This window comes from Streptomyces sp. NPDC015127 (assembly GCF_043080095.1).
GTDB lineage: Bacteria > Actinomycetota > Actinomycetes > Streptomycetales > Streptomycetaceae > Streptomyces.
The window spans coordinates 191,171-212,930 of record NZ_JBIBVE010000008.1 but is presented as its reverse complement, the minus strand read 5'-3'; the positions used below and the strand labels follow the sequence as shown (position 1 = coordinate 212,930).

The window sequence follows — 21,760 nt, the reverse complement described above, 5'->3', positions numbered from 1 at the left end:
GCTCCTCATGCGCATTACGCGCATGACGTCCAGAGTTGACCGCAATATGTTGTGTCCACTGACAGGGGTAAAGGATCATGCCCACGTTCGTTGCGCTGCTGAACTGGACCGACCAAGGGATCCGCAACTACAAGGACACCCCGCAACGCGCCGAAGCCTTCACCGCAGCGGCACAGAAGCTCGGGGTGAAGGTCCTGAACCTCTTCTGGACCGTCGGTCCGTACGACATCGTGGCCGTCGTAGAGGCGCCCGACGACGAGACCGCCACCGCAGTGCTCCTACAGGTCGGCGCCTTGGGCAACGTCCGTAGCACGACCCTGCGAGCCTTCGGCCGGGAGGAAATGGAAGGCATCATCGCCAAAGCCACTGGCTGAGGGACTTCCCTGTCGAGGATCTGCTGGTACGAGTGACGCGCTCAAGGCGGTATGGGCCGAGGCCCCCGGACCTGTCCGGCGGCCTTCGCCGTTCCCGGGACTGACCTGCGCCGATGCCCCAAGATCCTGTCCACGGCTAGTCCACGGACCCCGGCATACGCCCGCTCCGAGCGGCACACGCCTGCACATACGCGAAGACCCCGGCCTCAGCGTTTCCGCTGGTGACGGGGTCTTTGGGCACCTCATACAGGGTGCCCCCGGCAGGATTCGAACCTGCGCACACGGCTCCGGAGGCCGTTGCTCTATCCCCTGAGCTACGGGGGCGTGCGCCGCGCTGCTGCGTGGCGACGGGTAGAACCCTACCAGCTCCCGAAGGGTCGCCGTGAACAGGTATTTCCACCCCGTGACGCCGTCTTGGCGCGCGCCCCCGTGCGCCCCCACGTGACCCCGTGTCCCCCGCACGGGTCGGAAGTGGGGAAAACCCGGACGCAGCCCTGCCGGCCCACCTACTCTCGAGTTGTGTCCGGCGCGTCCGGCCGAGTGCTCGTTGTCGATGACAACCGGGTGATTCGGCAGCTGATCAGGGTCAACCTCGAGCTGGAGGGCTTCGAGGTCGTGACCGCGGCCGATGGTGCCGAGTGTCTCGACGTCGTCCACCGCGTGCAGCCGGACGTGATCACCCTCGACGTCGTCATGCCCCGGCTCGACGGGCTGCACACCGCCGCCCGCCTCCGCGCCGATCCGCGGACGCGGCAGGTGCCGCTCGCGATCATCAGCGCCTGCACGCCCTACGAGGTCGAGTCCGGGATCACCACCGGTGTGGACGCCTTCCTCGCCAAGCCCTTCGAGCCCGCCGAGCTCGTCCGGATCGTGCGGCAGTTGATGTACCGCGAGCGCCGGGAGGGTCCGCCGTCCGTAGACGGCAGGCATGAGGCCGGGCGAGCCGGAAGCACACGAGGCTGACGCCCCTGGTCCCCGCCCCGCTGACCGTATGGCGAAACCGGTTCGCAAAGGCACCCCCTCCCTCCCATACGCTTGTCCCGTGACTCCCGCCGAGCTCTCCCGTACCGTCCTGCACGCCGTGTGCCGTGCAGTGGAGGACGGTGTGCTGCGGGCGCCCGTGCCCGAGAGCGTGCGGATCGAGCGGCCCCGGCCCGGCGGGCGCGGTGACTACGCCACCAACGTCGCCCTCCGGCTCGCAGGGCCCGCCGGGCGGCCCGCCGGTGACGTGGCCGCTCTCCTCAAGGAGCGGATGGGCCGCACCGGCGGTATCGAGAGCATCGAGATCACCGGGCCCGGATTCCTCAACTTCACCCTCGCCGGCAGCGCCCAGCAGCGGCTCCTGGAGACCGTGCGCGCGCAGGGCGAGCGGTACGGAATGCCGGAGAGCACCGGCGGGACCTGCGCCGACGAGTCCGCCAGCGGCGCCGCCGCCTTCGCGCACGCCGACGAGCCGCGTGCACGCGTCTGGGCCGAGACCCTCCTGCGGCTCGGGGCCCGGCCCCTCGACGGCGAGACCGTCACGGTCGCTCCCGCCGCCCCCCACCCCGACACCCTGGGCGTCGACGCCACCCGCTGGGCCCTCCTCGCCGCCGCCGCGCACGACCGGCCCCGGACCGAGGGGCTCCTCGTGCAGCACGAGCGCAATCCGCTCCACAAGGTCCAGTACGCCCACGCCCGCGCCAGGGCGCTCAGCAGGAGCGCCGCGCAGCTCGGGTTCGCTGCCGCGCCCGGGGCGTACGTCGACGCCCCCGCCCTCACCACCGCCGTCGCCGACCACCCCGCCGTCGTGGCCGACGCCGCACGCCTGCGCGCGCCCGACCGGCTCGCACGGCACCTGGAGGTCACCGCCGACGCCCTCCTCGCCTTCCAGCACACGGTGCTGCCCCTCGGGGACGAGAAACCCTCGGCCGCCCACCGCTCCCGGCTCGCCCTCGCCGAAGCCGCCGGGACGGTGCTCGCGGGTGGCCTGTCCCTGCTCGGCATCAGCGCACCCGAATACTTGTGAGATGTGAGAGACAGATGAGCCGATCCGCCCACCCCGCCGGGCCCCGTCACGCCGACGTCCTTCCCGAGGGTCACTACACCGCCCCGCCCACCGACCTCAATGCCCTCGACGGCAAGGTCTGGTCCTCCACCGTCACCCGCACCACGGACGGTGTCGTCACCGTGGGCGGGATCGAAGTCACCCGCCTCGCCGAGGAGTTCGGCACGCCCGCCTACTTCCTCGACGAGGCCGACTTCCGCGCCCGGTGCCGTGCCTGGGCCGAGGCGTTCGGCAAGGACGCCGATGTGTTCTACGCGGGGAAGGCGTTCCTCAGCCGTGCCGTCGTGCGCTGGCTGAAGGAGGAGGGGCTCAATCTCGACGTGTGCTCCGGCGGTGAGCTCGCGACCGCGCTCGACGCGGGGATGCCCGCCGAGCGCATCGCCTTCCACGGCAACAACAAGTCGGAGGCAGAGATCGAGCGCGCCGTGCGCGCCGGTGTCGGGCGCATCGTGCTCGACTCCTTCCAGGAGATCGCCCGCGTCGCGCACATCGCGCAGAGCCTGGGCACGCGGCAGCGGGTCCAGATCCGGGTGACCGTCGGTGTCGAGGCGCACACGCACGAGTTCATCGCGACGGCGCACGAGGACCAGAAGTTCGGGATCGCGCTCGCGGGCGGCCAGGCCGCGGAGGCGGTGCGCCGTGCGCTGAGGCTCGACGGGCTGGAGCTCATCGGCATCCACTCGCACATCGGATCGCAGATCTTCGACATGGCCGGTTTCGAGGTCTCGGCCAGGCGGGTCGTGCAGCTGCTGGCCGAGGTGCGGGACGAGCACGGCGTCGAGCTGCCCGAGATCGACCTCGGCGGCGGGCTCGGCATCGCGTACACCTCCGAGGACGATCCGCGCGAGCCCCACGAGATCGCGAAGTCCCTCGGCGAGATCGTCACCCGCGAGTGCGAGGCGGCAGGGCTCAGGACGCCGCGCATCTCGGTCGAGCCGGGTCGCGCCATCGTCGGACCGACGGCCTTCACGCTGTACGAGGTCGGTACCGTCAAGCCGCTGGAGGGCCTGCGGACGTACGTCAGCGTCGACGGCGGCATGTCGGACAACATCCGCACCGCGCTGTACGACGCCGAGTACAGCGTCGCGCTCGTGTCCCGGACGTCGGACGCCGCGCCGATGCTGAGCCGGGTCGTCGGCAAGCACTGCGAGAGCGGCGACATCGTGGTCAAGGACGCGTTCCTGCCCGCCGACCTTGCGCCCGGCGACCTGATCGCCGTGCCGGCCACCGGCGCGTACTGCCGCTCCATGGCCAGCAACTACAACCACGCACTTCGCCCGCCCGTCGTTGCCGTCAGGGACGGCGAGGCCCGGGTGATCGTCCGGCGCGAGACGGAAGAAGATCTCCTGCGTCTCGATGTCGGTTAATTGAGATAGGTGTCTCGAATGCCGGACGAGGGATAGAAACTTCGGTCCGGTGGGTGAGACTGGTCCAACTGTAGAAGTAAAGGAAACGAGGTCGGATGATGCGTACGCGTCCGCTGAAGGTGGCGCTGCTGGGCTGTGGAGTGGTCGGCTCAGAGGTGGCGCGCATCATGACGACGCACGCCGACGACCTCGCCGCGCGCATCGGCGCCCCGGTTGAGCTCGCCGGGGTCGCCGTGCGCCGCCCCGGGAAGGTGCGCGCCGGGATCGCCGAGGAGCTCATCACCACCGATGCCACCGCCCTGGTCAAACGCGGCGACATCGACGTCGTCGTCGAGGTCATCGGAGGCATCGAGCCCGCCCGCACCCTCATCACCACGGCGTTCGAGCACGGCGCCTCGGTCGTCTCCGCCAACAAGGCGCTGCTCGCCGAGGACGGTGCCACGCTCTACGCCGCCGCCGAGCAGCACGGCCGGGACCTCTACTTCGAGGCGGCCGTCGCGGGCGCGATCCCGCTGATCAGGCCGCTGCGCGAGTCCCTCGCCGGTGACAAGGTCAACCGTGTCCTCGGCATCGTGAACGGCACGACGAACTTCATCCTGGACAAGATGGACACGTCCGGGGCCGGCTACTCCGAGGCGCTCGACGAGGCCACCGCCCTCGGGTACGCCGAGGCCGACCCGACCGCCGACGTCGAGGGCTTCGACGCCGCCGCCAAGGCCGCCATCCTGGCCGGGATCGCCTTCCACACCCGCGTACGTCTCGACGACGTCTACCGCGAGGGCATGACCGAGGTCACCGCCGCCGACTTCGCCTCCGCCAGGCGCATGGGCTGCACCATCAAGCTGCTCGCCATCTGCGAGCGGGCGGCGGACGGGCAGTCGGTGACGGCCCGGGTGCACCCGGCGATGATTCCGCTCAGCCACCCGCTGGCGTCGGTCCGCGAGGCGTACAACGCGGTCTTCGTCGAGGCCGAGGCCGCCGGCCGGCTGATGTTCTACGGCCCCGGTGCCGGCGGCTCGCCGACGGCTTCCGCGGTCCTCGGCGACCTCGTCGCCGTCTGCCGCAACAAGCTTGCCGAGGCAACGGGGCCCGGCGAGTCCGCGTACACCCAGCTGCCCGTGAGCCCCATGGGCGACGTGGTGACGCGGTACCACATCAGCCTCGACGTGGCCGACAAGCCGGGCGTTCTCGCCCAGGTCGCGACGGTCTTCGCCGAGCACGGCGTATCCATCGACACCGTCCGCCAGACGGGCAAGGACGGCGAGGCATCGCTCGTCGTCGTCACCCACCGCGCGCCCGACGCCGCCCTGTCCGGGACCGTCGAGGCGCTGCGCAAGCTCGACACCGTGCGCGGTGTCGCCAGCATCATGCGTGTTGAAGGGGAGTAAGGGACCCATGACCACCAACGGCACCCACCAGTGGCGCGGCATCATCGAGGAATACCGGGACCGCCTTCCGGTCACGGACACGACGCCGGTCGTCACGCTCCGTGAGGGTGGCACGCCGCTCGTCCCGGCGCAGGTCCTCTCCGAGCGCACGGGCTGCGAGGTGCACCTCAAGGTCGAGGGCGCCAACCCCACCGGGTCCTTCAAGGACCGCGGTATGACGATGGCCATCACCCGGGCCAAGGAGGAGGGCGCGCAGGCCGTCATCTGCGCCTCCACCGGCAACACCTCCGCGTCGGCCGCCGCCTACGCGGTGCGCGCCGGGATGGTCTGCGCGGTGCTCGTCCCACAGGGCAAGATCGCGCTCGGCAAGATGGGCCAGGCGCTGGTCTACGGCTCGCGCATCCTCCAGGTCGAGGGAAACTTCGACGACTGCCTCAACCTGGCCCGCGGCCTCTCCGAGAACTACCCGGTGGCGCTGGTCAATTCGGTCAACCCGTACCGCATCGAGGGCCAGAAGACCGCCTCCTTCGAGATCGTGGACGCGCTCGGCGACGCCCCCGACATCCATGTGCTGCCCGTCGGCAACGCCGGCAACATCACGGCGTACTGGAAGGGGTACACCGAGTACGCCGCGGACAAGATGTCCTCCAGGAACCCCCGGATGTGGGGCTTCCAGGCGTCCGGCTCCGCGCCCCTCGTGCGCGGCGAGGTCGTCAAGGACCCGTCGACGATCGCCACCGCGATCCGGATCGGCAACCCGGCCTCGTGGAAGCAGGCGCTGGCCGCGCGTGACGAGTCGGGCGGCTTCATCGACGAGGTGACGGACCGTGAAATCCTGCGCGCCTACCGGCTGTTGGCCTCGCAGGAGGGTGTCTTCGTCGAGCCGGCGTCGGCCGCCTCCGTCGCCGGTCTGCTCAAGGCCGCCGAGCAGGGCAAGGTCGACCCGGGCCAGAAGATCGTGTGCACGGTCACCGGAAACGGTCTGAAGGACCCCGACTGGGCCGTCGCCGGAGCACCCCAGCCGGTCACCGTCCCGGTGGACGCGGCGGCCGCGGCCGAGCGCCTCGGCCTCGCCTGAAAGTCCGCCCGGTCCTGTCCTGTCCGGCCCCGGCAATCGGCCGGGCAGGACCGGACGGGACCCAGGGCCGGCCCGCGGCAGGCCCGGGATCCGGCTCAAAGCCCTCTTGCGGCCGCCTGGTTGCCCTACGGGAAAGTATGGCAACCGGGACAACGGCACCCGTAGAGGCACAGGGGGCCTGCGACACGCATCGTGCGCCTCCTGTGCGCCCTATGTCGCAGGTGAACCTTCCTTCGATAGGCTGTACCCGAACCCGCCCCGCCGCATATGCCGCGGTGTTGTTGCCCTTGAGGCCATCGGGTGTTCGTCTTCTCGAACAAATCTCGTACATCTCACAGTTCAGAACCAAGGAGAGTCGTCGAGCGATGGCCGGTCCAGCGTTCCGCGCCGCCGCCGTCCGGGTGCGCGTCCCTGCCACCAGCGCCAACCTCGGTCCGGGCTTCGATGCCCTCGGGCTGTCGCTCGGTCTGTACGACGACGTCGTCGTCCGGGTCGCGGATTCCGGTCTGCACATCGACATCGCGGGTGAGGGCGCCGAGACGCTGCCCCGCGACGAAAGCCACCTGCTCGTGCGCTCCCTGCGCACCGCCTTCGACCTGCTCGGCGGGCAGCCGCGCGGCCTCGAGGTCGTCTGCGCCAACCGCATCCCGCACGGCCGCGGCCTCGGCTCCTCGTCGGCCGCCATCTGCGCCGGCATCGTCGCCGCGCGCGCGGTGACCATAGGCGGCGACGCGAAGCTCGACGACGCGGCGCTGCTGGAGCTCGCCACCGAGATCGAGGGTCACCCGGACAACGTGGCCGCCTGTCTGCTCGGCGGTTTCACCCTGGCCTGGACCGAGGCCGGAGCGGCGCGCGCGATCAGGATGGATCCCACCGATTCCGTCGTTCCGGTGGTTTTCGTCCCCGCGAAGCCGGTGCTCACCGAGACGGCCCGCGGGCTGCTGCCGCGCACCGTCCCGCACGTCGACGCCGCGACGAACGCCGGCCGCGCGGCGCTGCTCGTCGAGGCCCTGACCAGGCGCCCCGAGCTGCTGCTGCCCGCCACCGAGGACCGGCTGCACCAGGAGTACCGCGCCCCGGCCATGCCGGAGAGCATCGAGCTGGTCAACCGACTGCGCGCCGATGGCGTCCCTGCAGTCATCTCCGGTGCGGGCCCCACGGTGCTCGCGCTGGCCGAGGACGGTGTGGCCGACAAGGTCGCACAGCTGGCGGGCGAGGGATGGGCGGCCAACCGGCTCGCCTTCGACGCCGCGGGAGCGAGCGTCCTGCCGCTCGCTCCGCAGTGACACGCGATTGCCGGTGAGTGAGAGGGGGAATGTTTGTTGGAGCCGGTAGTGTTAACCTCAAGTCTGCAACCGTCGTCATCGCGACGCGGTGCTGCGTGTCCCTCATCGGGACCACCATTCTTCCGAGAGCCTCCCACACTGCCTGAGCAGCCTGCCTGAGCAGTTTCGAGCACGCTCCGGAACCGGCACGACACCCCTCGCTTTTCCCAGGAGTGGGCCGAGCAGGGGGACCTCGGGCCGGGCCTTGCACGTATGCATGTATATCTCTCCGCCGTTGATTTGCACCGGCGGGACCACCGCTCCGACACGGACCGCTGCGACGGACCGATGCCGGACAGCACAACCGGTCGCCGAGCCAGAAGGCCGACGTCCGCTCCAGGGAAGGACCCTTCGTGAGCGACACCACCGATCTGATGGGCGTGACTGCCGACAACAACGTCGACACCGCCGCGCCCGCCGCAGGTGCTGCCTCCGGCACCACCGCACGGCGCCGCCGCTCCGGCACCGGCCTCGAGGGCATGGTCCTGGCCGAGCTGCAGCAGGTCGCGTCCGGCCTCGGCATCAGGGGCACCGCGCGGATGCGCAAGAGCCAGCTGATCGAGGTCATCAAGGAGGCGCAGGCCGGCTCCGGGGCCTCCCCGGCCAAGAGCGCCGAGGCCGCCACCGGCGAGGCGCCGGCGAAGCCGAAGCGCCGCACCACCTCCAAGGCGCGTACGGGCGACGAGTCCGCCGCCCCGGCCGAGGAGAAGGCGGACAAGGCCGAGAAGGCCGTTGCCCAGCAGCAGATCGAGATCCCGGGACAGCCGGCCAGCGACGACCAGCCGGCCGGTGAGCGCCGCCGTCGCCGTGCCACCGCGCAGGCGGGCAGCCCCGACACGCGCACCGAGGCGCGCGCCGACACGGCCGTCGACGTCAAGACCGACGTCAGGACCGAGCCGCAGGCCGACGCCAAGGCCGAGACCGCCGTCGCCACCCAGGACGGCGAGGGCCGCCGGGACCGCCAGGAGCGGGGCCAGCGCGGTGAGCGCCGCGACCGTGGTGAGCGTCAGCGCGACCGCCGCGGCAAGGGCGACGACCAGCAGGGCGGCCAGCGCCAGCAGCGCCAGGGCGGCCAGCAGGGCCCGCAGGGCGGCGGCCCGCAGGACGACTTCGACGAGGACGGCGGCGGCCGGCGCGGGCGCCGTGGCCGCTACCGCGACCGTCGCGGCCGCCGTGGCCGTGACGACTTCGCGAGCGGCGAGCCGCAGGTGTCCGAGGACGACGTCCTGATCCCCGTCGCGGGCATCCTGGACATCCTCGACAACTACGCGTTCATCCGGACCTCCGGCTACCTGCCCGGCCCGAACGACGTGTACGTCTCCCTCGCCCAGGTCCGCAAGAACGGCCTGCGCAAGGGCGACCACGTCACCGGTGCCGTGCGCCAGCCCAAGGAGGGCGAGCGCCGCGAGAAGTTCAACGCGCTGGTCCGCCTCGACTCGGTCAACGGCATGGCGCCCGAATCGGGCCGCGGCCGCCCCGAGTTCAACAAGCTGACCCCGCTGTACCCGCAGGACCGGATGCGCCTGGAGACCGACCCGGGCGTGCTGACCACCCGCATCATCGACCTCGTGTCGCCGATCGGTAAGGGCCAGCGCGGTCTGATCGTGGCCCCGCCGAAGACCGGCAAGACCATGATCCTTCAGGCGATCGCCAACGCGATCACCCACAACAGCCCCGAGTGCCACCTGATGGTCGTCCTCGTCGACGAGCGTCCGGAAGAGGTCACCGACATGCAGCGGTCGGTCAAGGGTGAGGTCATCTCCTCGACCTTCGACCGCCCGGCCGAGGACCACACCACGGTCGCCGAGCTGGCCATCGAGCGCGCCAAGCGCCTGGTGGAGCTGGGCCACGACGTGGTCGTCCTGCTCGACTCGATCACGCGTCTGGGCCGTGCGTACAACCTGGCGGCCCCGGCCTCCGGGCGCATCCTGTCCGGTGGTGTCGACTCGACCGCGCTGTACCCGCCGAAGCGCTTCTTCGGTGCCGCGCGCAACATCGAGGACGGCGGGTCTCTTACGATCCTGGCCACCGCCCTTGTCGAGACCGGCTCGCGAATGGACGAGGTGATCTTCGAGGAGTTCAAGGGCACCGGCAACATGGAGCTCAAGCTCGACCGAAAGCTCTCCGACAAGCGCATCTTCCCGGCGGTGGACGTGGACGCGTCCAGCACCCGTAAGGAAGAAATCCTGCTCGGCAGCGACGAGCTCTCCGTCACCTGGAAGCTGCGCCGCGTGCTGCACGCGCTGGACCAGCAGCAGGCGATCGAGCTGCTGCTCGACAAGATGAAGCAGACGAAGTCGAACGGCGAGTTCCTGCTCCAGATCCAGAAGACCACTCCCGGCGTCGGCAACGGCAACGACTGAGAGATCTTCGCCACGGCAGCCGGGGCCCGGTCACGGGCCCCGGCACCGTTCGGCCCCTGTGCCCACCGTGCGATCCGCGCGGTGGGCACACGTCGTTCTCAGGGACTTCTCAGACGGCCGTGCAACCCTTTCGGGCGCTTCACCGTCTGTCACCTCAGGGGCAGCGGTCCGACAGAGCCGAGGAGACCATGACCGACACGAGCAGCGGCGGCGGCCGTATAGGCGGCGGCGGGCAGCGCCGCAAGCCGCCCTCGACGGGCAGCAGGCTGTGGACGGCCGCGGCGTGGTCGGCGGCGGCCCTCGTCCTCGTCGGCGGCTCCGGCCTCGGCTACGTCTACATCAAGGTCAACGGAAACCTCGACGGCGTCGACATCAACCAGGCCCTCGGCACCGACCGGCCGAAGAACATCGACAACGGCTCCATGGACATCCTGGTCCTCGGCTCCGACTCCCGCGCCGGGGCGAACAGCGCGTACGGCACGGACGAGGGCGCCGCGCGCTCCGACACCGCGATGGTCGTGCACGTATACCAGGGCCACAAGAAGGCCAGCGTGGTCTCCATACCCCGCGACACCCTCGTCGAGCGGCCCGAGTGCACCGACGCCAAGGGCACCGCACACCCCGCCGCCGCGCGCGCGATGTTCAACACGGCGTACGAGGTCGGCGGCCCTGCCTGCGCCGTCAAGACCGTCGAGAAGATGTCCGGCATCCGCATGGACCACTACATCGAGGTCGACTTCACCGGCTTCACGAAGCTGATCGACGAGCTCGGCGGCGTCGAGATCACCACGACGCGGCCCATCGACGACCCCAAGAGCCACCTGAGCCTCCCGCCCGGCACCCACACGCTCGACGGCGAGCAGTCCCTCGGCCTGGTGCGCACCCGCAAGAGCCTCGGCGACGGCAGCGACCTGGGGCGCATCCAGCTCCAGCAGGCGTTCATGAAGGCGTTCATCGAGCAGGTCAAGGACGTCGGCGTCTTCAGCAACCCGAAGAAGCTCCTGGACCTCGCCGACACCGGCAGCAAGGCGATCACGCCGGACTCCGAACTCGACTCGGTCAACGAGCTGGCCGGCTTCGCCCGGGGCCTGAGCGCCCTCGGCGCCGACGACGTCCACATGGTCACCATGCCGGTCCGCTACGACCCGCTCGACCCCAACCGCGTCGTCCCGGTCGAGACGGGCGCCACGCAGGTGTGGCGCGCGCTCAAGCAGGACAAGCCGATCCCGGCCGCCGCGCTCGCGGACTCCGCCGGCGACCAGGGCGAGGCCGCCGGCGTGGTGAGCGGCGGGTAGCACGGCGAAACGGCCGTCGGATGGTGCGCTCGGTAGCGTCTCCGGCACGGCAGGTGCCCGTAAGAGCCATCCGTACCCGCGAAGGCGCCCCGGAATACTTCGGGGCACACCCCGGTTTTGGGAGATACGGCCGGTCCTGGCAGACTGGTACGTCGGCCCCGGTTCACGTACGAGCAATCCGCACGTACGACCCGGTGCCCTCCCGAATCTAGGAGACACCTTGAAGCGCGACATCCACCCCGAGTACGTCGAGACCCAGGTCAGCTGCACCTGCGGTGCGTCGTTCACCACCCGTAGCACGATCGAGAGCGGCAACATCCGCGCCGAGGTCTGCTCCGAGTGCCACCCGTTCTACACGGGCAAGCAGAAGATCCTCGACACCGGTGGCCGTGTGGCCCGCTTCGAGGCCCGCTTCGGCAAGGCTGCCGGCTCCGCCAAGAAGTAGCGAGCCACTGCGCCGGTCGCCGGCTGCCCTCTCGGGGGCGGCCGGGACCGGCGCTTTGTCCGTTCTGAGCAGCAGCCACCCCACGTGTACGGAACCAGGAGCCCGAAGATGTTCGAGGCGGTCGAGGAACTGATCGGCGAGCACGCCGATCTCGAGAAGAAGCTCGCCGACCCTTCGGTCCACGCGGACCAGGCGAACGCGCGCAAGCTGAACAAGCGCTACGCCGAGCTGACGCCGATCGTCGGCACGTACCGCTCCTGGAAGCAGGCCGGTGAGGACATCGAGACGGCTCGTGAGTTCGCCCAGGACGATCCCGACTTCGCCGCCGAGGTGAAGGTGCTGGAGAAGCAGCGCGAGGAGCTCACGGAGAAGCTGCGGCTGCTGCTCGTCCCGCGCGACCCGAGCGACGACAAGGACGTCATCCTCGAGGTCAAGGCGGGCGCGGGCGGCGACGAGTCCGCCCTGTTCGCGGGCGACCTGCTGCGCATGTACCTGCGCTACGCGGAGCGCGTCGGCTGGAAGACCGAGATCATCGACGCGACCGAGTCCGAGCTGGGCGGCTACAAGGACGTCCAGGTCGCCGTCAAGACCAAGGGCGGCCAGGGCGCGACCGAGCCCGGCCAGGGCGTGTGGGCGCGGCTGAAGTACGAGGGCGGTGTGCACCGCGTGCAGCGCGTGCCCGCCACCGAGTCCCAGGGCCGTATCCACACCTCCGCGGCCGGTGTGCTCGTCACGCCCGAGGCCGAGGAGATCGACGTCGAGATCCACGCGAACGACCTGCGGATCGACGTCTACCGCTCCTCGGGCCCCGGCGGCCAGTCCGTGAACACGACCGACTCCGCCGTGCGCATCACGCACCTGCCGACCGGCATCGTCGCCTCCTGCCAGAACGAGAAGAGCCAGCTCCAGAACAAGGAGCAGGCGATGCGTATCCTGCGCTCCAGGCTGCTCGCGGCCGCGCAGGAGGAGGCGGAGAAGGAGGCGGCGGACGCCCGCCGCAGCCAGGTCCGAACCGTCGACCGGTCCGAGAAGATCCGGACGTACAACTTCCCGGAAAACCGGATCTCGGACCACCGCGTCGGGTTCAAGGCGTACAACTTGGACCAGGTGCTCGACGGGGACCTCGACGCCGTCATCCAGGCGTGCGTCGACGCGGACTCCGCGGCCAAGCTCGCGGCCGCGCAGTAGGCCGCGATCAGTCCCACGAGCGTCACAGGAAGGGTGGGCGCGTGAACCTGCTGCTTGCCGAGGTGGCCCAGGCCACCCAGCGGCTGGCCGATGCCGGCGTGCCGTCGCCGCGCTTCGACGCGGAGGAGCTGGCCGCTTATGTCCACGGTGTGAAGCGCGGAGAGCTCCACAACGTCAAGGACGCGGACTTCGACGCCCGTTACTGGGAGGCCGTCGCGCGCCGCGAGGCCCGCGAGCCGCTGCAGCACATCACCGGACGGGCGTTCTTCCGCTACCTGGAGCTCCAGGTCGGGCCCGGTGTCTTCGTACCCCGGCCCGAGACCGAGTCGGTCGTCGGCTGGGCCATAGAGGCCGTACGGGCCATGGACGTCGTCGAGCCCCTCATCGTCGACCTGTGCACCGGCTCGGGCGCGATCGCCCTGGCCATGGCGCAGGAGGTGCCGCGCTCGCGCGTGCACGCCGTGGAGCTGTCCGACGACGCCCTGACGTGGACGCGCAAGAACGCCGAGGGGTCCAGGGTCACCGTCCACCAGGGCGACGCCCTCACCGCTCTCCCCGAGCTCGACGGCCAGGTCGACCTGGTCATCTCCAACCCGCCCTACATCCCGCTCACCGAGTGGGAGTACGTCGCCCCCGAGGCGCGCGACCACGACCCGCAGATGGCCCTGTTCTCCGGCGAGGACGGCCTGGACACCATCCGCGGCATCGAGCGCACCGCGCACCGGCTGCTGCGGCCGGGCGGTCTCGTCGTCGTGGAGCACGCCGACACCCAGGGCGGCCAGGTGCCGTGGATCTTCAACGAGGAATCCGGCTGGGCCGACGCCGCCGACCACCCCGACCTGAACAACCGGCCGCGGTTCGCGACCGCACGCAAGGCCATGCCATGAGGGCGCCGACCCCGAGCGCGCGAGGGCTGTGCCGCACCCGCGGCCACCGCGGCGGGTGCGACCGAGCACGCTCGACCGGAGGCGGGGTCTTCGGCGCCCCGGAGAAGAACCGAGTGACCATGAACAGGGAGGCCCGCTGATGGCTCGGCGATACGACTGCAACGACGCGACGGACCGCGCCACCGGGCTGCGCGAAGCCGCCTCCGCGGTGCGCCGCGGCGAGCTCGTCGTGCTGCCCACCGACACCGTGTACGGGATCGGCGCCGACGCCTTCACCTCCGAGGCCGTTGCCGACCTGCTGGAGGCCAAGGGGCGCGGCCGCAACATGCCCACGCCCGTCCTCATCGGCTCCCCGAACACCCTGCACGGCCTCGTCACGGACTTCTCCGAGCAGGCGTGGGAGCTCGTCGACGCCTTCTGGCCGGGCGCGCTGACGCTCGTCGCCAAGCACCAGCCGTCGCTGCAGTGGGACCTCGGCGACACCCGGGGCACCGTCGCGATCCGGATGCCGCTGCACCCGGTCGCCATCGAACTGCTCACCGAGGTGGGCCCGATGGCGGTCTCCAGCGCCAACCTCACGGGACACCCCTCGCCCGAGGACTGCGACGCCGCGCAGGAGATGCTCGGCGACTCGGTCTCCGTCTACCTGGACGGCGGCCCGACCCCGGGCATCGTGCCGTCCTCCATCGTCGACGTCACCGGCAAGGTCCCGGTCCTGCTGCGCGAGGGAGCGCTCTCGGCGGACGAGCTCCGCAAGGTCGTACCCGACCTCGAGGTGGCTCCGTGACACGAGCGAACATCCGAGGACGGGCCCGGTGACCGCGCCTGAGGGGCGTGGCATAGCGGAGTCCGGCAGAACGGCGTCGACCTTCCGCATCCTTCACGTCAGCACCGGCAACGTCTGCCGCTCGCCCATCACCGAGCGGCTGACCCGCCATGCCCTGAGCGACCGCCTCGGCGACCCCCTCACCGGCGGCCTCATCGTGGAGAGCGCCGGCACCTGGGGCCACGAGGGTGCCCCGATGGAGGCCAACGCCGAGATCGTCCTCGCGGACTTCGGCGCGGACGCCAGCGGCTTCGTGGGCCGCGAACTGCTCGACGAGCACGTGATCCGCGCGGACCTGGTCCTCACCGCGACCCGCGACCACCGCGCCCAGGTGATCTCGATGGGGCACTCGGCGGGCCTGCGGACCTTCACGCTCAAGGAGTTCACCCGGCTCGTCCGGGCGATCGACCCGGCCACGCTGCCCGACCCGCGGGAGGACGGCGTGGTCGAGCGCGCGCGTGCGCTGGTGCGCGCGGCCGCGGCTCTACGCGGGTGGCTGCTGGCGCCGAGCCCCGACGCGGACGAGGTGTTCGACCCGTACGGCGCCCCGATCACGTTCTTCCGCTCGATCGGCGACGAGATCCACCAGGCGCTGGACCCCGTGGTGACCGCGCTGACGGGTGTGGAGTCGCGGGCCTGACATCCGGTGCGCCGCGGCACCGGGTGCCGCGGCCGCGGGAGTACCGGCTCGGCCGTACACCGCGCGCGCACCCCGCCCCGGTCCTACATTGGAGGAGCCGCAGCTCCTCGCCGATGACCGGAGCCGTCATGTCCGTAACCCCTGAAGTGCGTTCCGTACCGGCCGTCTACGACAGCCCGTCCTTCGAGGCGCTGCGCCGCCAGGATCCGCAGGCGGCCGACATCCTCTACGGCGAGGCGCAGCGCCAGGCCACCGCGCTGCAGCTCATCGCGGCGGAGAACTTCACCTCGCCCGCGGTCCTCGCGGCCCTCGGCTCGCCCCTCGCCAACAAGTACGCCGAGGGCTACCCGGGGGCCCGCCACCACGGCGGCTGCGAGTTCGTCGACGCCGCCGAACGGCTGGCCGTCGAGCGGGCCATGGCCCTGTTCGGCGCCGAACACGCCAACGTCCAGCCGCACTCGGGCTCTTCGGCGGTCCTCGCGGCGTACGCGGCCCTGCTCAGGCCCGGCGACACCGTCCTCGCGATGGGGCTGCCGTACGGCGGGCACCTCACGCACGGCTCGCGGGCGAACTTCTCGGGCCGCTGGTTCGACTTCGTCGCGTACGGCGTCGACGCCGAGACCGGACTGATCGACTACGACCAGGTGCGCCACCTGGCCCGCCAGCACCGGCCCAAGGCGATCGTCTGCGGCTCGATCTCCTACCCGCGCCACCCCGACTACGCGGCCTTCCGTGAGATCGCCGACGAGGCGGGCGCCTACCTGATCGCCGACGCGGCGCACCCCATCGGGCTCGTCGCGGGCGGCGCGGCGCCCAGCCCGCTCCCGTACGCCGACGTCGTCTGCGCCACCACGCACAAGGTCCTGCGCGGCCCGCGCGGCGGCATGATCCTGTGCGGGGCCGAGCTGGCCGACCGCATCGACCGGGCGGTGTTCCCGTTCACCCAGAGCGGCGCGCAGATGCACACGATCGCGGCCAAGGCGGTCGCCTTCGGCGAGGCGGCGACACCCGCGTACCGGGCGTACACCCATCAGGTGATCGCCAACGCCAGGGCGCTGGCCGACGGCCTCGCCGCCGAGGGCTTCGCGGTCCTGACCGGCGGCACGGACACGCACATCGTCGGCGCGGACCCGGCCGCTCTCGGCGTCGACGGCCGCACCGCGCGCGGCCGGCTCGCCGCCGCCGGCATGGTCCTCGACACGTGCGCCCTGCCGTACGGGGACGGCCGCGGCATCCGGCTGGGGACGGCAGCGGTCACCACGCAGGGCATGGGCCGCCCCGAGATGGCGCGGATCGCGTCGCTGTTCGCGCAGGCGATTCAGGAGGACGGCCGGGTACTCGATCAGGTACGGGAGCTGACCGGGAGCTTCCCGCCGTACCCGCGCTGACGGCGCGCAGGGGCTGTGCAGGCCGTGCAACTGTCGGCCGTGCCCCGTCGTCCTATGTCTTAAGGTGTGGAGCGGCGCGTCGTCCAACACATGGGGAATCAGTGCGCGAGTACCTGCTGACGCTCTGTGTCACGGTCGCAGTGACTTATCTGCTGACCGGACCGGTGCGGAAGTTCGCCATCGCCGCCGGCGCGATGCCGGAGATCCGTGCGCGTGACGTGCACCGGGAACCGACACCGCGGCTCGGCGGCATCGCCATGTTCGGCGGCCTGTGCGCGGGGCTGCTCTTCGCGGACCATCTGGCGAACCTCAACGACGTCTTCGAGCTGTCGAACGAACCCCGGGCGCTGTTGTCGGGCGCGGCCCTGATCTGGCTGATCGGGGTCCTCGACGACAAGTTCGAGATCGACGCGTTGATCAAGCTCGGCGGGCAGATGATCGCCGCCGGCGTGATGGTCGTGCAGGGTCTGACCATCCTGTGGATCCCGGTGCCGGGCGTCGGCACCGTCTCGCTGACCGCGTGGCAGGGCAATCTGCTGACGGTCGCGCTGGTGGTCATCACCATCAACGCGGTCAACTTCGTGGACGGCCTCGACGGGCTCGCGGCCGGCATGGTGTGCATCACCTCCGGCGCGTTCTTCATGTACGCCTACCGTCTCTGGTACGGCTACGGGATCGAGTCCGCCGCTCCCGCGACCCTGTTCGCCGCGATCCTGATGGGCATGTGCCTCGGCTTCCTGCCGCACAACATGCACCCCGCGCGGATCTTCATGGGCGACTCGGGCTCGATGCTGATCGGCCTGGTGCTGGCGGCCGGCGCGATCTCCATCACGGGCCAGGTCGACCCCGACCGGCTGGGGATCTTCGTGGGCGGCGAGCGTGCGGCCACGCACGCGATGCTCCCGGTCTTCATCCCGCTGCTGCTGCCTCTGACGATCACGGCGCTGCCGGTCGCGGACCTGCTGCTGGCGATCGTGCGCCGGACGTGGCGCGGCCAGTCGCCGTTCGCGGCGGACCGCGGACACCTCCACCACCGCCTGCTGGAGATCGGCCACTCCCACAGCCGCGCGGTGCTGATCATGTACTTCTGGTCGGCGCTGATCGCGTTCGGCACGGTGGCGTACTCGGTGCACTCGGCGTCGATGTGGATCGTGCTGCTGATCGTGGTCCTGAGCGCGGTGGGCCTGGTGCTGCTGCTCCTGCCCCGCTTCACGCCGAGGGCGCCGCGGTGGGCCGAGTCGTTCGTCCCGCCGCGCTACCGCCGCCGCAGGCCGGCGAAGAGGCCCGCGTTCACGACGCCGCACGGCGCCTCGGTCCCGTCGTACGACGGGGACGAGGCGAGGGTCCCGGTGGGTGTGGGCGTGAGCGGTGCGAACGGGGCGACGGCGATCGGCGGCCGCTCGCGCTTCCGCGAGCGCGACAGCGCGGGCACGTCGCGCTGAGCGCTCGGCACCAGCGGTCCGCACGAGCGTGGTCCGCACGAGCGGTTCGCGCGGCGCCCGAGGCGTCGATATCCGGTCTCCCGACACCCGCTGTCCGGTCTCCCGACGTGTGGATCAGGGCGATGGGGGAGACGCTCGTTTCGGTGAAAGCCGGGGGCGGCCACGTGCAGGCGGTCCATTAGCACCTAGTGTGCTGTTTTGTCCCGCACACACGCGCGGCGTCACTCTCATGTGTGAGAGTTGGCACACCTCTGGGTAAAGACCTCATCAAATAGTTTGTGATACCGTTCACGAGACCCGGAGACAGCGCCGAAGGACCGTAGTGCGACGGTCCGTTGGCCCCCGAGGCCCATTTCGGGACCGGGCCTACGCTCGTCCATGACGACACCACTTTGCCCCCACCAGCAAGCGGAGCTGCCGCCATGCCGTCCAACGACGCACGCTCACTCCTTCCCACCGTCCTGCCCACCGCTGCCGCCGGCGTGATCGCCGCTGTGATCAGTGGGGTGGTCGCCGGTGGAAAGGGTGCGCTGGGCGCGGGCGTCGCCGCGCTGGTGGTCATCCTCTTCATGGGGATCGGCGTTCTCGTCCTGCAGCGGACCGCGAAGCAGTTCCCGCAGCTCTTCCAGGCGATGGGCCTGATGCTCTACACGACGCAGCTGCTCGTGCTGTTCATCTTCGTCGCCGCTTTCAAGGACACGACGCTGTTCCACCCCAAGGCCTTCGCTGTGACGCTGGTCGCGGCCACGCTCGTCTGGGTGGCGGCTCAGGCCCGCGCACACATGAAGGCCAAGATCCTCTACGTCGATCCCGAGCCGTCCGATTCCCGTCAGGGCGAGAAGACGGGGTCCTCGACGTGACAGGTAGGGCCGGGATAAACGCCCGTTCGGGACCCTGCTATCGTCCGATGCCAACTGCGGCACTGCGGGCGCGGGCATCCGAGCTGACGCCTGCTCGAACGCGAGGCTTTGATGCCTGAGAGCCGCCCCCACATCCGAAACACCAGTCCGGTGCCGACTCGCGGCTGCGCGCCGCTCCGACACAACGAGGTTGCCGAACCCATGCGTCACGCCGAAGGAGCCCGCGGTGAGTGCTGAACAGACCACGCTCGCCTTTGACTGGAGCTGCCGCATCATGGCCGACAACGGCTGTGGCTTTCCGGCGCCGGGCCTGCACTCCTTCCTCTTCCAGCCGATCTTCACCGTTGGCGGCTTCGAGTTCAACAAGGTGATGCTGCTCGCGCTGATCACCACGTTGGTCGTCGTCACCTTCTTCACGATGGCTTTCGGGAAGGCGAAGGTCGTCCCGGGCAAGCTCCAGATGATCGGTGAGGCGGGCTACGACTTCGTACGCCGCGGCATCGTCTACGAGACGCTCGGCAAGCGCGAGGGCGAGAAGTACGTCCCGCTGATGGTCTCGATCTTTTTCTTCGTCTGGATCATGAACATCTGGTCCGTGATCCCGCTGGCGCAGTTCCCGGTGTCGTCGATCATCGCGTACCCGATCGTGCTCGCGCTGATCGTCTACGTGCTCTGGGTGTCGCTGACCTTCAAGCGTCACGGCTTCGTCGGCGGCTGGAAGAACATCACCGGCTACGACAACTCGCTCGGTCCGATCAAGTGGCTCGTCTCGTTCATCGAGCTCTTCTCGAACCTGCTCGTCCGCCCGTTCACGCACGCGGTGCGACTGTTCGCCAACATGTTCGCCGGTCACCTGATGCTGGTGATGTTCACCGTCGCCTCCTGGTACCTGCTGAACAGCTTCCTGATCCCGGCCGCCGGCGTCTCGTTCGTGATGACCATGGCCATGATCGCTTTCGAACTCTTCGTGCAGGCCGTCCAGGCGTACGTCTTCGTCCTCCTGGCCTGCACCTACATTCAGGGCGCTCTCGCCGAGCACCACTGAGCCAAACCCGCCCGCACCACACCAGACGTCCGGTGGCCAACCCCCACCGGTCCGTAAAGAAAAGGAAGAATCAGCATGGCTGCCACTGAGACCCTCGCTCAGGTCACCGGTTCGCTCGGCTCCATCGGCTACGGCCTCGCCGCGATCGGCCCCGGCATCGGTGTCGGCATTGTCTTCGGTAACGGCACGCAGGCCCTGGCCCGTCAGCCCGAGGCCGCCGGCCTGATCCGTGCCAACCAGATCCTGGGTTTCGCCTTCTGTGAGGCGCTCGCCCTGATCGGCATCGTTATGCCGTTCGTGTTCGGTCGCTAATTCACAGCTACTGACACATTTCGACGAAAGGCACTGATGTGATCGCCAACATCGTTCAGCTGGCGGCCGAGGAGGAGCAGAGCCCGCTCGTTCCTCCGGGTCCCGAGCTGCTCGTCGGCCTGATCGCCTTCGCCATCGTCTTCTTCTTCCTCTCGAAGAAGCTCCTCCCGAACATCAACCGTGTTCTCGAAGAGCGTCGCGAGGCCATCGAAGGCGGCATGGAGAAGGCCGACGCGGCCAAGATCGAGGCCGAAAGCGTCCTGGAGCAGTACAAGGCCCAGCTCGCCGAGGCCCGCCACGAGGCCGCACGGCTGCGCCAGGAAGCCACCGAGCAGGGCACCGCGATCATCGCTGAGATGAAGGCGGAAGGCCAGCGGCAGCGTGAGGAGATCATCGCGGCCGGCCACGCCCAGATCGAGGCCGACCGCAAGGCAGCAGCCTCGGCGCTGCGTCAGGACGTGGGCAAGCTCGCCACCGACCTGGCCGGCAAGCTCGTCGGCGAGTCCCTCGCGGACCACGCCCGGCAGAGCCGCACCATCGACCGCTTCCTCGACGAGCTCGAGGCGAAGGCCGAGGTCGCACGATGAACGGAGCCAGCCGCGAGGCGCTGGCCGCCGCGCACGAGTCCCTCGACGCGCTGACCGACAACACGTCGGTCGACGCGGCGAAGCTCGCCGGCGAGCTGGCTGCCGTCACCGCGCTGCTCGACCGTGAGGTGTCGCTGCGTCGGGTCCTGACCGACCCGGCGCAGGCCGGCGAGGCGAAGGCCGAGCTGGCGGGCCGTGTGCTCGGCGGCCAGGTGAGCGGCGAGACCGCCGACCTGGTCAAGGGCATGGTCCGGTCCCGCTGGTCGCAGTCGCGCGACCTGGTCGACGCGCTGGAGGAGCTGGCGAACACCGCAGACCTCACGGCGGCGCAGCGGACCGGTGCGCTCGACAACGTCGAGGACGAGCTGTTCCGGTTCGGCCGGATCCTTTCGTCCAGCACCGAGCTGCGGTCCGCGCTGACCGACCGGTCCGCGACCGCCGCCGCAAAGGGCGAGCTGCTGAGCAGCCTGCTCGGCGGCAAGGCCGAGCAGGTCACCGAGCGTCTGGTCGTCCGTCTCGTCACGCACCCGCGGGGACGTAGCCTGGAAGCGGGACTCGAGTCCCTCTCCAAGCTCGCCGCGGCGCGCCGGAACCGGATGGTCGCCGTCGTCACCTCCGCGGTGCCGCTGACCGAGGCGCAGAAGCAGCGCCTCGGCGCCGGTCTGGCGCGGATGTACGGCCGCGAGATGCACCTGAATCTCGAAGTGGACCCCGAGGTCCTCGGCGGGATCTCGGTGCGCGTCGGTGACGAGGTCATCAACGGCACGATCGCGGAGCGGCTCGACGAGGCCAAGCGTCGGATCGCCGGCTGACACGGCTCAGCCGCACAACTGAATTGGCAAGACCAGCGGCCCGGTTGGGCCGTGCAGAGATTGCAGAAGATTCCTGGGGGTCGGCCCCCAG

Annotated in this window: 21 protein-coding genes and 1 tRNA gene; 21 read left to right on the top strand and 1 reads right to left on the bottom strand. The window is 70.3% G+C overall.

Translation table 11 applies throughout. The annotated features are described in order from the left end of the window. Window positions 1–77 precede the first annotated feature (77 nt). Window positions 78–374 (top strand): GYD domain-containing protein, encoded by a 297-nt coding sequence (locus ACF08N_RS17835; RefSeq protein WP_392325555.1) that lies wholly within the window; start codon window positions 78–80, stop codon window positions 372–374. A 252-nt stretch (window positions 375–626) separates the two neighbouring features. On the opposite strand, the gene ACF08N_RS17830 is transcribed toward ACF08N_RS17835, so the two are convergent. Beyond that, window positions 627–698, bottom strand: a tRNA-Arg gene (locus tag ACF08N_RS17830). A gap of 147 nt (window positions 699–845) precedes the next feature. Here ACF08N_RS17830 and ACF08N_RS17825 point away from each other — a divergent pair. From ACF08N_RS17825 to ACF08N_RS17730, 20 genes are all read left to right on the top strand, one after another. Then, on the top strand, window positions 846–1,337 hold the full coding sequence (locus tag ACF08N_RS17825; protein ID WP_392325554.1) for a response regulator: 492 nt from the start codon (window positions 846–848) through the stop codon (window positions 1,335–1,337). A gap of 79 nt (window positions 1,338–1,416) precedes the next feature. Further along, window positions 1,417–2,382 carry an ArgS-related anticodon-binding protein NrtL gene (nrtL, locus tag ACF08N_RS17820; RefSeq protein WP_392325553.1) on the top strand — a complete coding sequence of 322 codons (966 nt, stop codon included), beginning with the start codon at window positions 1,417–1,419 and terminating at the stop codon, window positions 2,380–2,382. A 14-nt stretch (window positions 2,383–2,396) separates the two neighbouring features. Then, the gene (lysA, locus tag ACF08N_RS17815) at window positions 2,397–3,788 is read left to right on the top strand and encodes a diaminopimelate decarboxylase (protein WP_392325552.1); all 1,392 of its coding nucleotides are present in this window, start codon (window positions 2,397–2,399) and stop codon (window positions 3,786–3,788) included. 98 nt (window positions 3,789–3,886) lie between these two features. After that, a complete protein-coding gene (locus tag ACF08N_RS17810; protein WP_392325702.1) occupies window positions 3,887–5,176 on the top strand; it encodes a homoserine dehydrogenase in 1,290 nt (429 codons plus the stop codon). 7 nt (window positions 5,177–5,183) lie between these two features. After that, window positions 5,184–6,254, top strand: coding sequence for a threonine synthase (thrC, locus tag ACF08N_RS17805; RefSeq protein ID WP_392325551.1), 1,071 nt, complete (start codon window positions 5,184–5,186; stop codon window positions 6,252–6,254). A gap of 365 nt (window positions 6,255–6,619) precedes the next feature. Continuing rightward, window positions 6,620–7,540 carry a homoserine kinase gene (thrB, locus tag ACF08N_RS17800; protein ID WP_392325550.1) on the top strand — a complete coding sequence of 307 codons (921 nt, stop codon included), beginning with the start codon at window positions 6,620–6,622 and terminating at the stop codon, window positions 7,538–7,540. Between the two features lie 392 nt (window positions 7,541–7,932). Then, window positions 7,933–9,942, top strand: a complete 2,010-nt coding sequence (rho, locus tag ACF08N_RS17795; protein ID WP_392325549.1) for a transcription termination factor Rho — start codon at window positions 7,933–7,935, stop codon at window positions 9,940–9,942. A 188-nt stretch (window positions 9,943–10,130) separates the two neighbouring features. Continuing rightward, entirely contained in the window at window positions 10,131–11,237 is a 1,107-nt protein-coding gene (locus tag ACF08N_RS17790; protein WP_392325548.1) for an LCP family protein, read from the top strand. A 220-nt stretch (window positions 11,238–11,457) separates the two neighbouring features. After that, window positions 11,458–11,682: a 50S ribosomal protein L31 gene (gene rpmE / locus ACF08N_RS17785; protein ID WP_264247201.1), complete on the top strand. Its 225-nt coding sequence runs from the start codon at window positions 11,458–11,460 to the stop codon at window positions 11,680–11,682. 108 nt (window positions 11,683–11,790) lie between these two features. Continuing rightward, on the top strand, window positions 11,791–12,870 hold the full coding sequence (gene prfA / locus ACF08N_RS17780; protein ID WP_392325547.1) for a peptide chain release factor 1: 1,080 nt from the start codon (window positions 11,791–11,793) through the stop codon (window positions 12,868–12,870). Window positions 12,871–12,911: 41 nt separating this feature from the next. Beyond that, window positions 12,912–13,757: a peptide chain release factor N(5)-glutamine methyltransferase gene (prmC, locus tag ACF08N_RS17775; RefSeq protein WP_392325546.1), complete on the top strand. Its 846-nt coding sequence runs from the start codon at window positions 12,912–12,914 to the stop codon at window positions 13,755–13,757. A gap of 139 nt (window positions 13,758–13,896) precedes the next feature. After that, window positions 13,897–14,544 (top strand): L-threonylcarbamoyladenylate synthase, encoded by a 648-nt coding sequence (locus ACF08N_RS17770; protein ID WP_392325545.1) that lies wholly within the window; start codon window positions 13,897–13,899, stop codon window positions 14,542–14,544. A gap of 28 nt (window positions 14,545–14,572) precedes the next feature. Beyond that, complete coding sequence (locus tag ACF08N_RS17765; protein WP_392325544.1) at window positions 14,573–15,223, top strand: protein-tyrosine-phosphatase; 651 nt, start codon at window positions 14,573–14,575, stop codon at window positions 15,221–15,223. Window positions 15,224–15,351: 128 nt separating this feature from the next. After that, window positions 15,352–16,611: a serine hydroxymethyltransferase gene (glyA, locus tag ACF08N_RS17760; RefSeq protein WP_392325543.1), complete on the top strand. Its 1,260-nt coding sequence runs from the start codon at window positions 15,352–15,354 to the stop codon at window positions 16,609–16,611. Between the two features lie 101 nt (window positions 16,612–16,712). Then, window positions 16,713–18,053 carry an MraY family glycosyltransferase gene (locus tag ACF08N_RS17755; protein WP_392325542.1) on the top strand — a complete coding sequence of 447 codons (1,341 nt, stop codon included), beginning with the start codon at window positions 16,713–16,715 and terminating at the stop codon, window positions 18,051–18,053. A 422-nt stretch (window positions 18,054–18,475) separates the two neighbouring features. Further along, entirely contained in the window at window positions 18,476–18,913 is a 438-nt protein-coding gene (locus ACF08N_RS17750) for a hypothetical protein (protein WP_392325541.1), read from the top strand. A 274-nt stretch (window positions 18,914–19,187) separates the two neighbouring features. Beyond that, window positions 19,188–19,958 (top strand): F0F1 ATP synthase subunit A, encoded by a 771-nt coding sequence (gene atpB, locus ACF08N_RS17745; RefSeq protein ID WP_392325701.1) that lies wholly within the window; start codon window positions 19,188–19,190, stop codon window positions 19,956–19,958. A 75-nt stretch (window positions 19,959–20,033) separates the two neighbouring features. After that, on the top strand, window positions 20,034–20,270 hold the full coding sequence (gene atpE, locus ACF08N_RS17740; protein WP_307708312.1) for an ATP synthase F0 subunit C: 237 nt from the start codon (window positions 20,034–20,036) through the stop codon (window positions 20,268–20,270). Between the two features lie 38 nt (window positions 20,271–20,308). Beyond that, window positions 20,309–20,857: a F0F1 ATP synthase subunit B gene (locus ACF08N_RS17735; RefSeq protein ID WP_392325540.1), complete on the top strand. Its 549-nt coding sequence runs from the start codon at window positions 20,309–20,311 to the stop codon at window positions 20,855–20,857. After that, window positions 20,854–21,669 carry a F0F1 ATP synthase subunit delta gene (locus ACF08N_RS17730; protein ID WP_392325539.1) on the top strand — a complete coding sequence of 272 codons (816 nt, stop codon included), beginning with the start codon at window positions 20,854–20,856 and terminating at the stop codon, window positions 21,667–21,669. Before ACF08N_RS17735 ends, ACF08N_RS17730 begins: the two co-directional genes overlap by 4 nt. The last annotated feature ends 91 nt before the right edge of the window (window positions 21,670–21,760 follow it).

Coding starts and splice junctions, on each gene's coding strand:
- ACF08N_RS17835 (WP_392325555.1), top strand. CDS start 78: ATGCCCACGTTCGTTGCGCTGCTGAACTGGACCGACCAAGGGATCCGC.
- lysA (WP_392325552.1), top strand. CDS start 2,397: ATGAGCCGATCCGCCCACCCCGCCGGGCCCCGTCACGCCGACGTCCTT.
- ACF08N_RS17810 (WP_392325702.1), top strand. CDS start 3,887: ATGCGTACGCGTCCGCTGAAGGTGGCGCTGCTGGGCTGTGGAGTGGTC.
- thrC (WP_392325551.1), top strand. CDS start 5,184: ATGACCACCAACGGCACCCACCAGTGGCGCGGCATCATCGAGGAATAC.
- thrB (WP_392325550.1), top strand. CDS start 6,620: ATGGCCGGTCCAGCGTTCCGCGCCGCCGCCGTCCGGGTGCGCGTCCCT.
- ACF08N_RS17790 (WP_392325548.1), top strand. CDS start 10,131: ATGACCGACACGAGCAGCGGCGGCGGCCGTATAGGCGGCGGCGGGCAG.
- prfA (WP_392325547.1), top strand. CDS start 11,791: ATGTTCGAGGCGGTCGAGGAACTGATCGGCGAGCACGCCGATCTCGAG.
- ACF08N_RS17770 (WP_392325545.1), top strand. CDS start 13,897: ATGGCTCGGCGATACGACTGCAACGACGCGACGGACCGCGCCACCGGG.
- glyA (WP_392325543.1), top strand. CDS start 15,352: ATGTCCGTAACCCCTGAAGTGCGTTCCGTACCGGCCGTCTACGACAGC.
- ACF08N_RS17750 (WP_392325541.1), top strand. CDS start 18,476: ATGCCGTCCAACGACGCACGCTCACTCCTTCCCACCGTCCTGCCCACC.
- atpB (WP_392325701.1), top strand. CDS start 19,188: ATGGCCGACAACGGCTGTGGCTTTCCGGCGCCGGGCCTGCACTCCTTC.
- atpE (WP_307708312.1), top strand. CDS start 20,034: ATGGCTGCCACTGAGACCCTCGCTCAGGTCACCGGTTCGCTCGGCTCC.
- ACF08N_RS17730 (WP_392325539.1), top strand. CDS start 20,854: ATGAACGGAGCCAGCCGCGAGGCGCTGGCCGCCGCGCACGAGTCCCTC.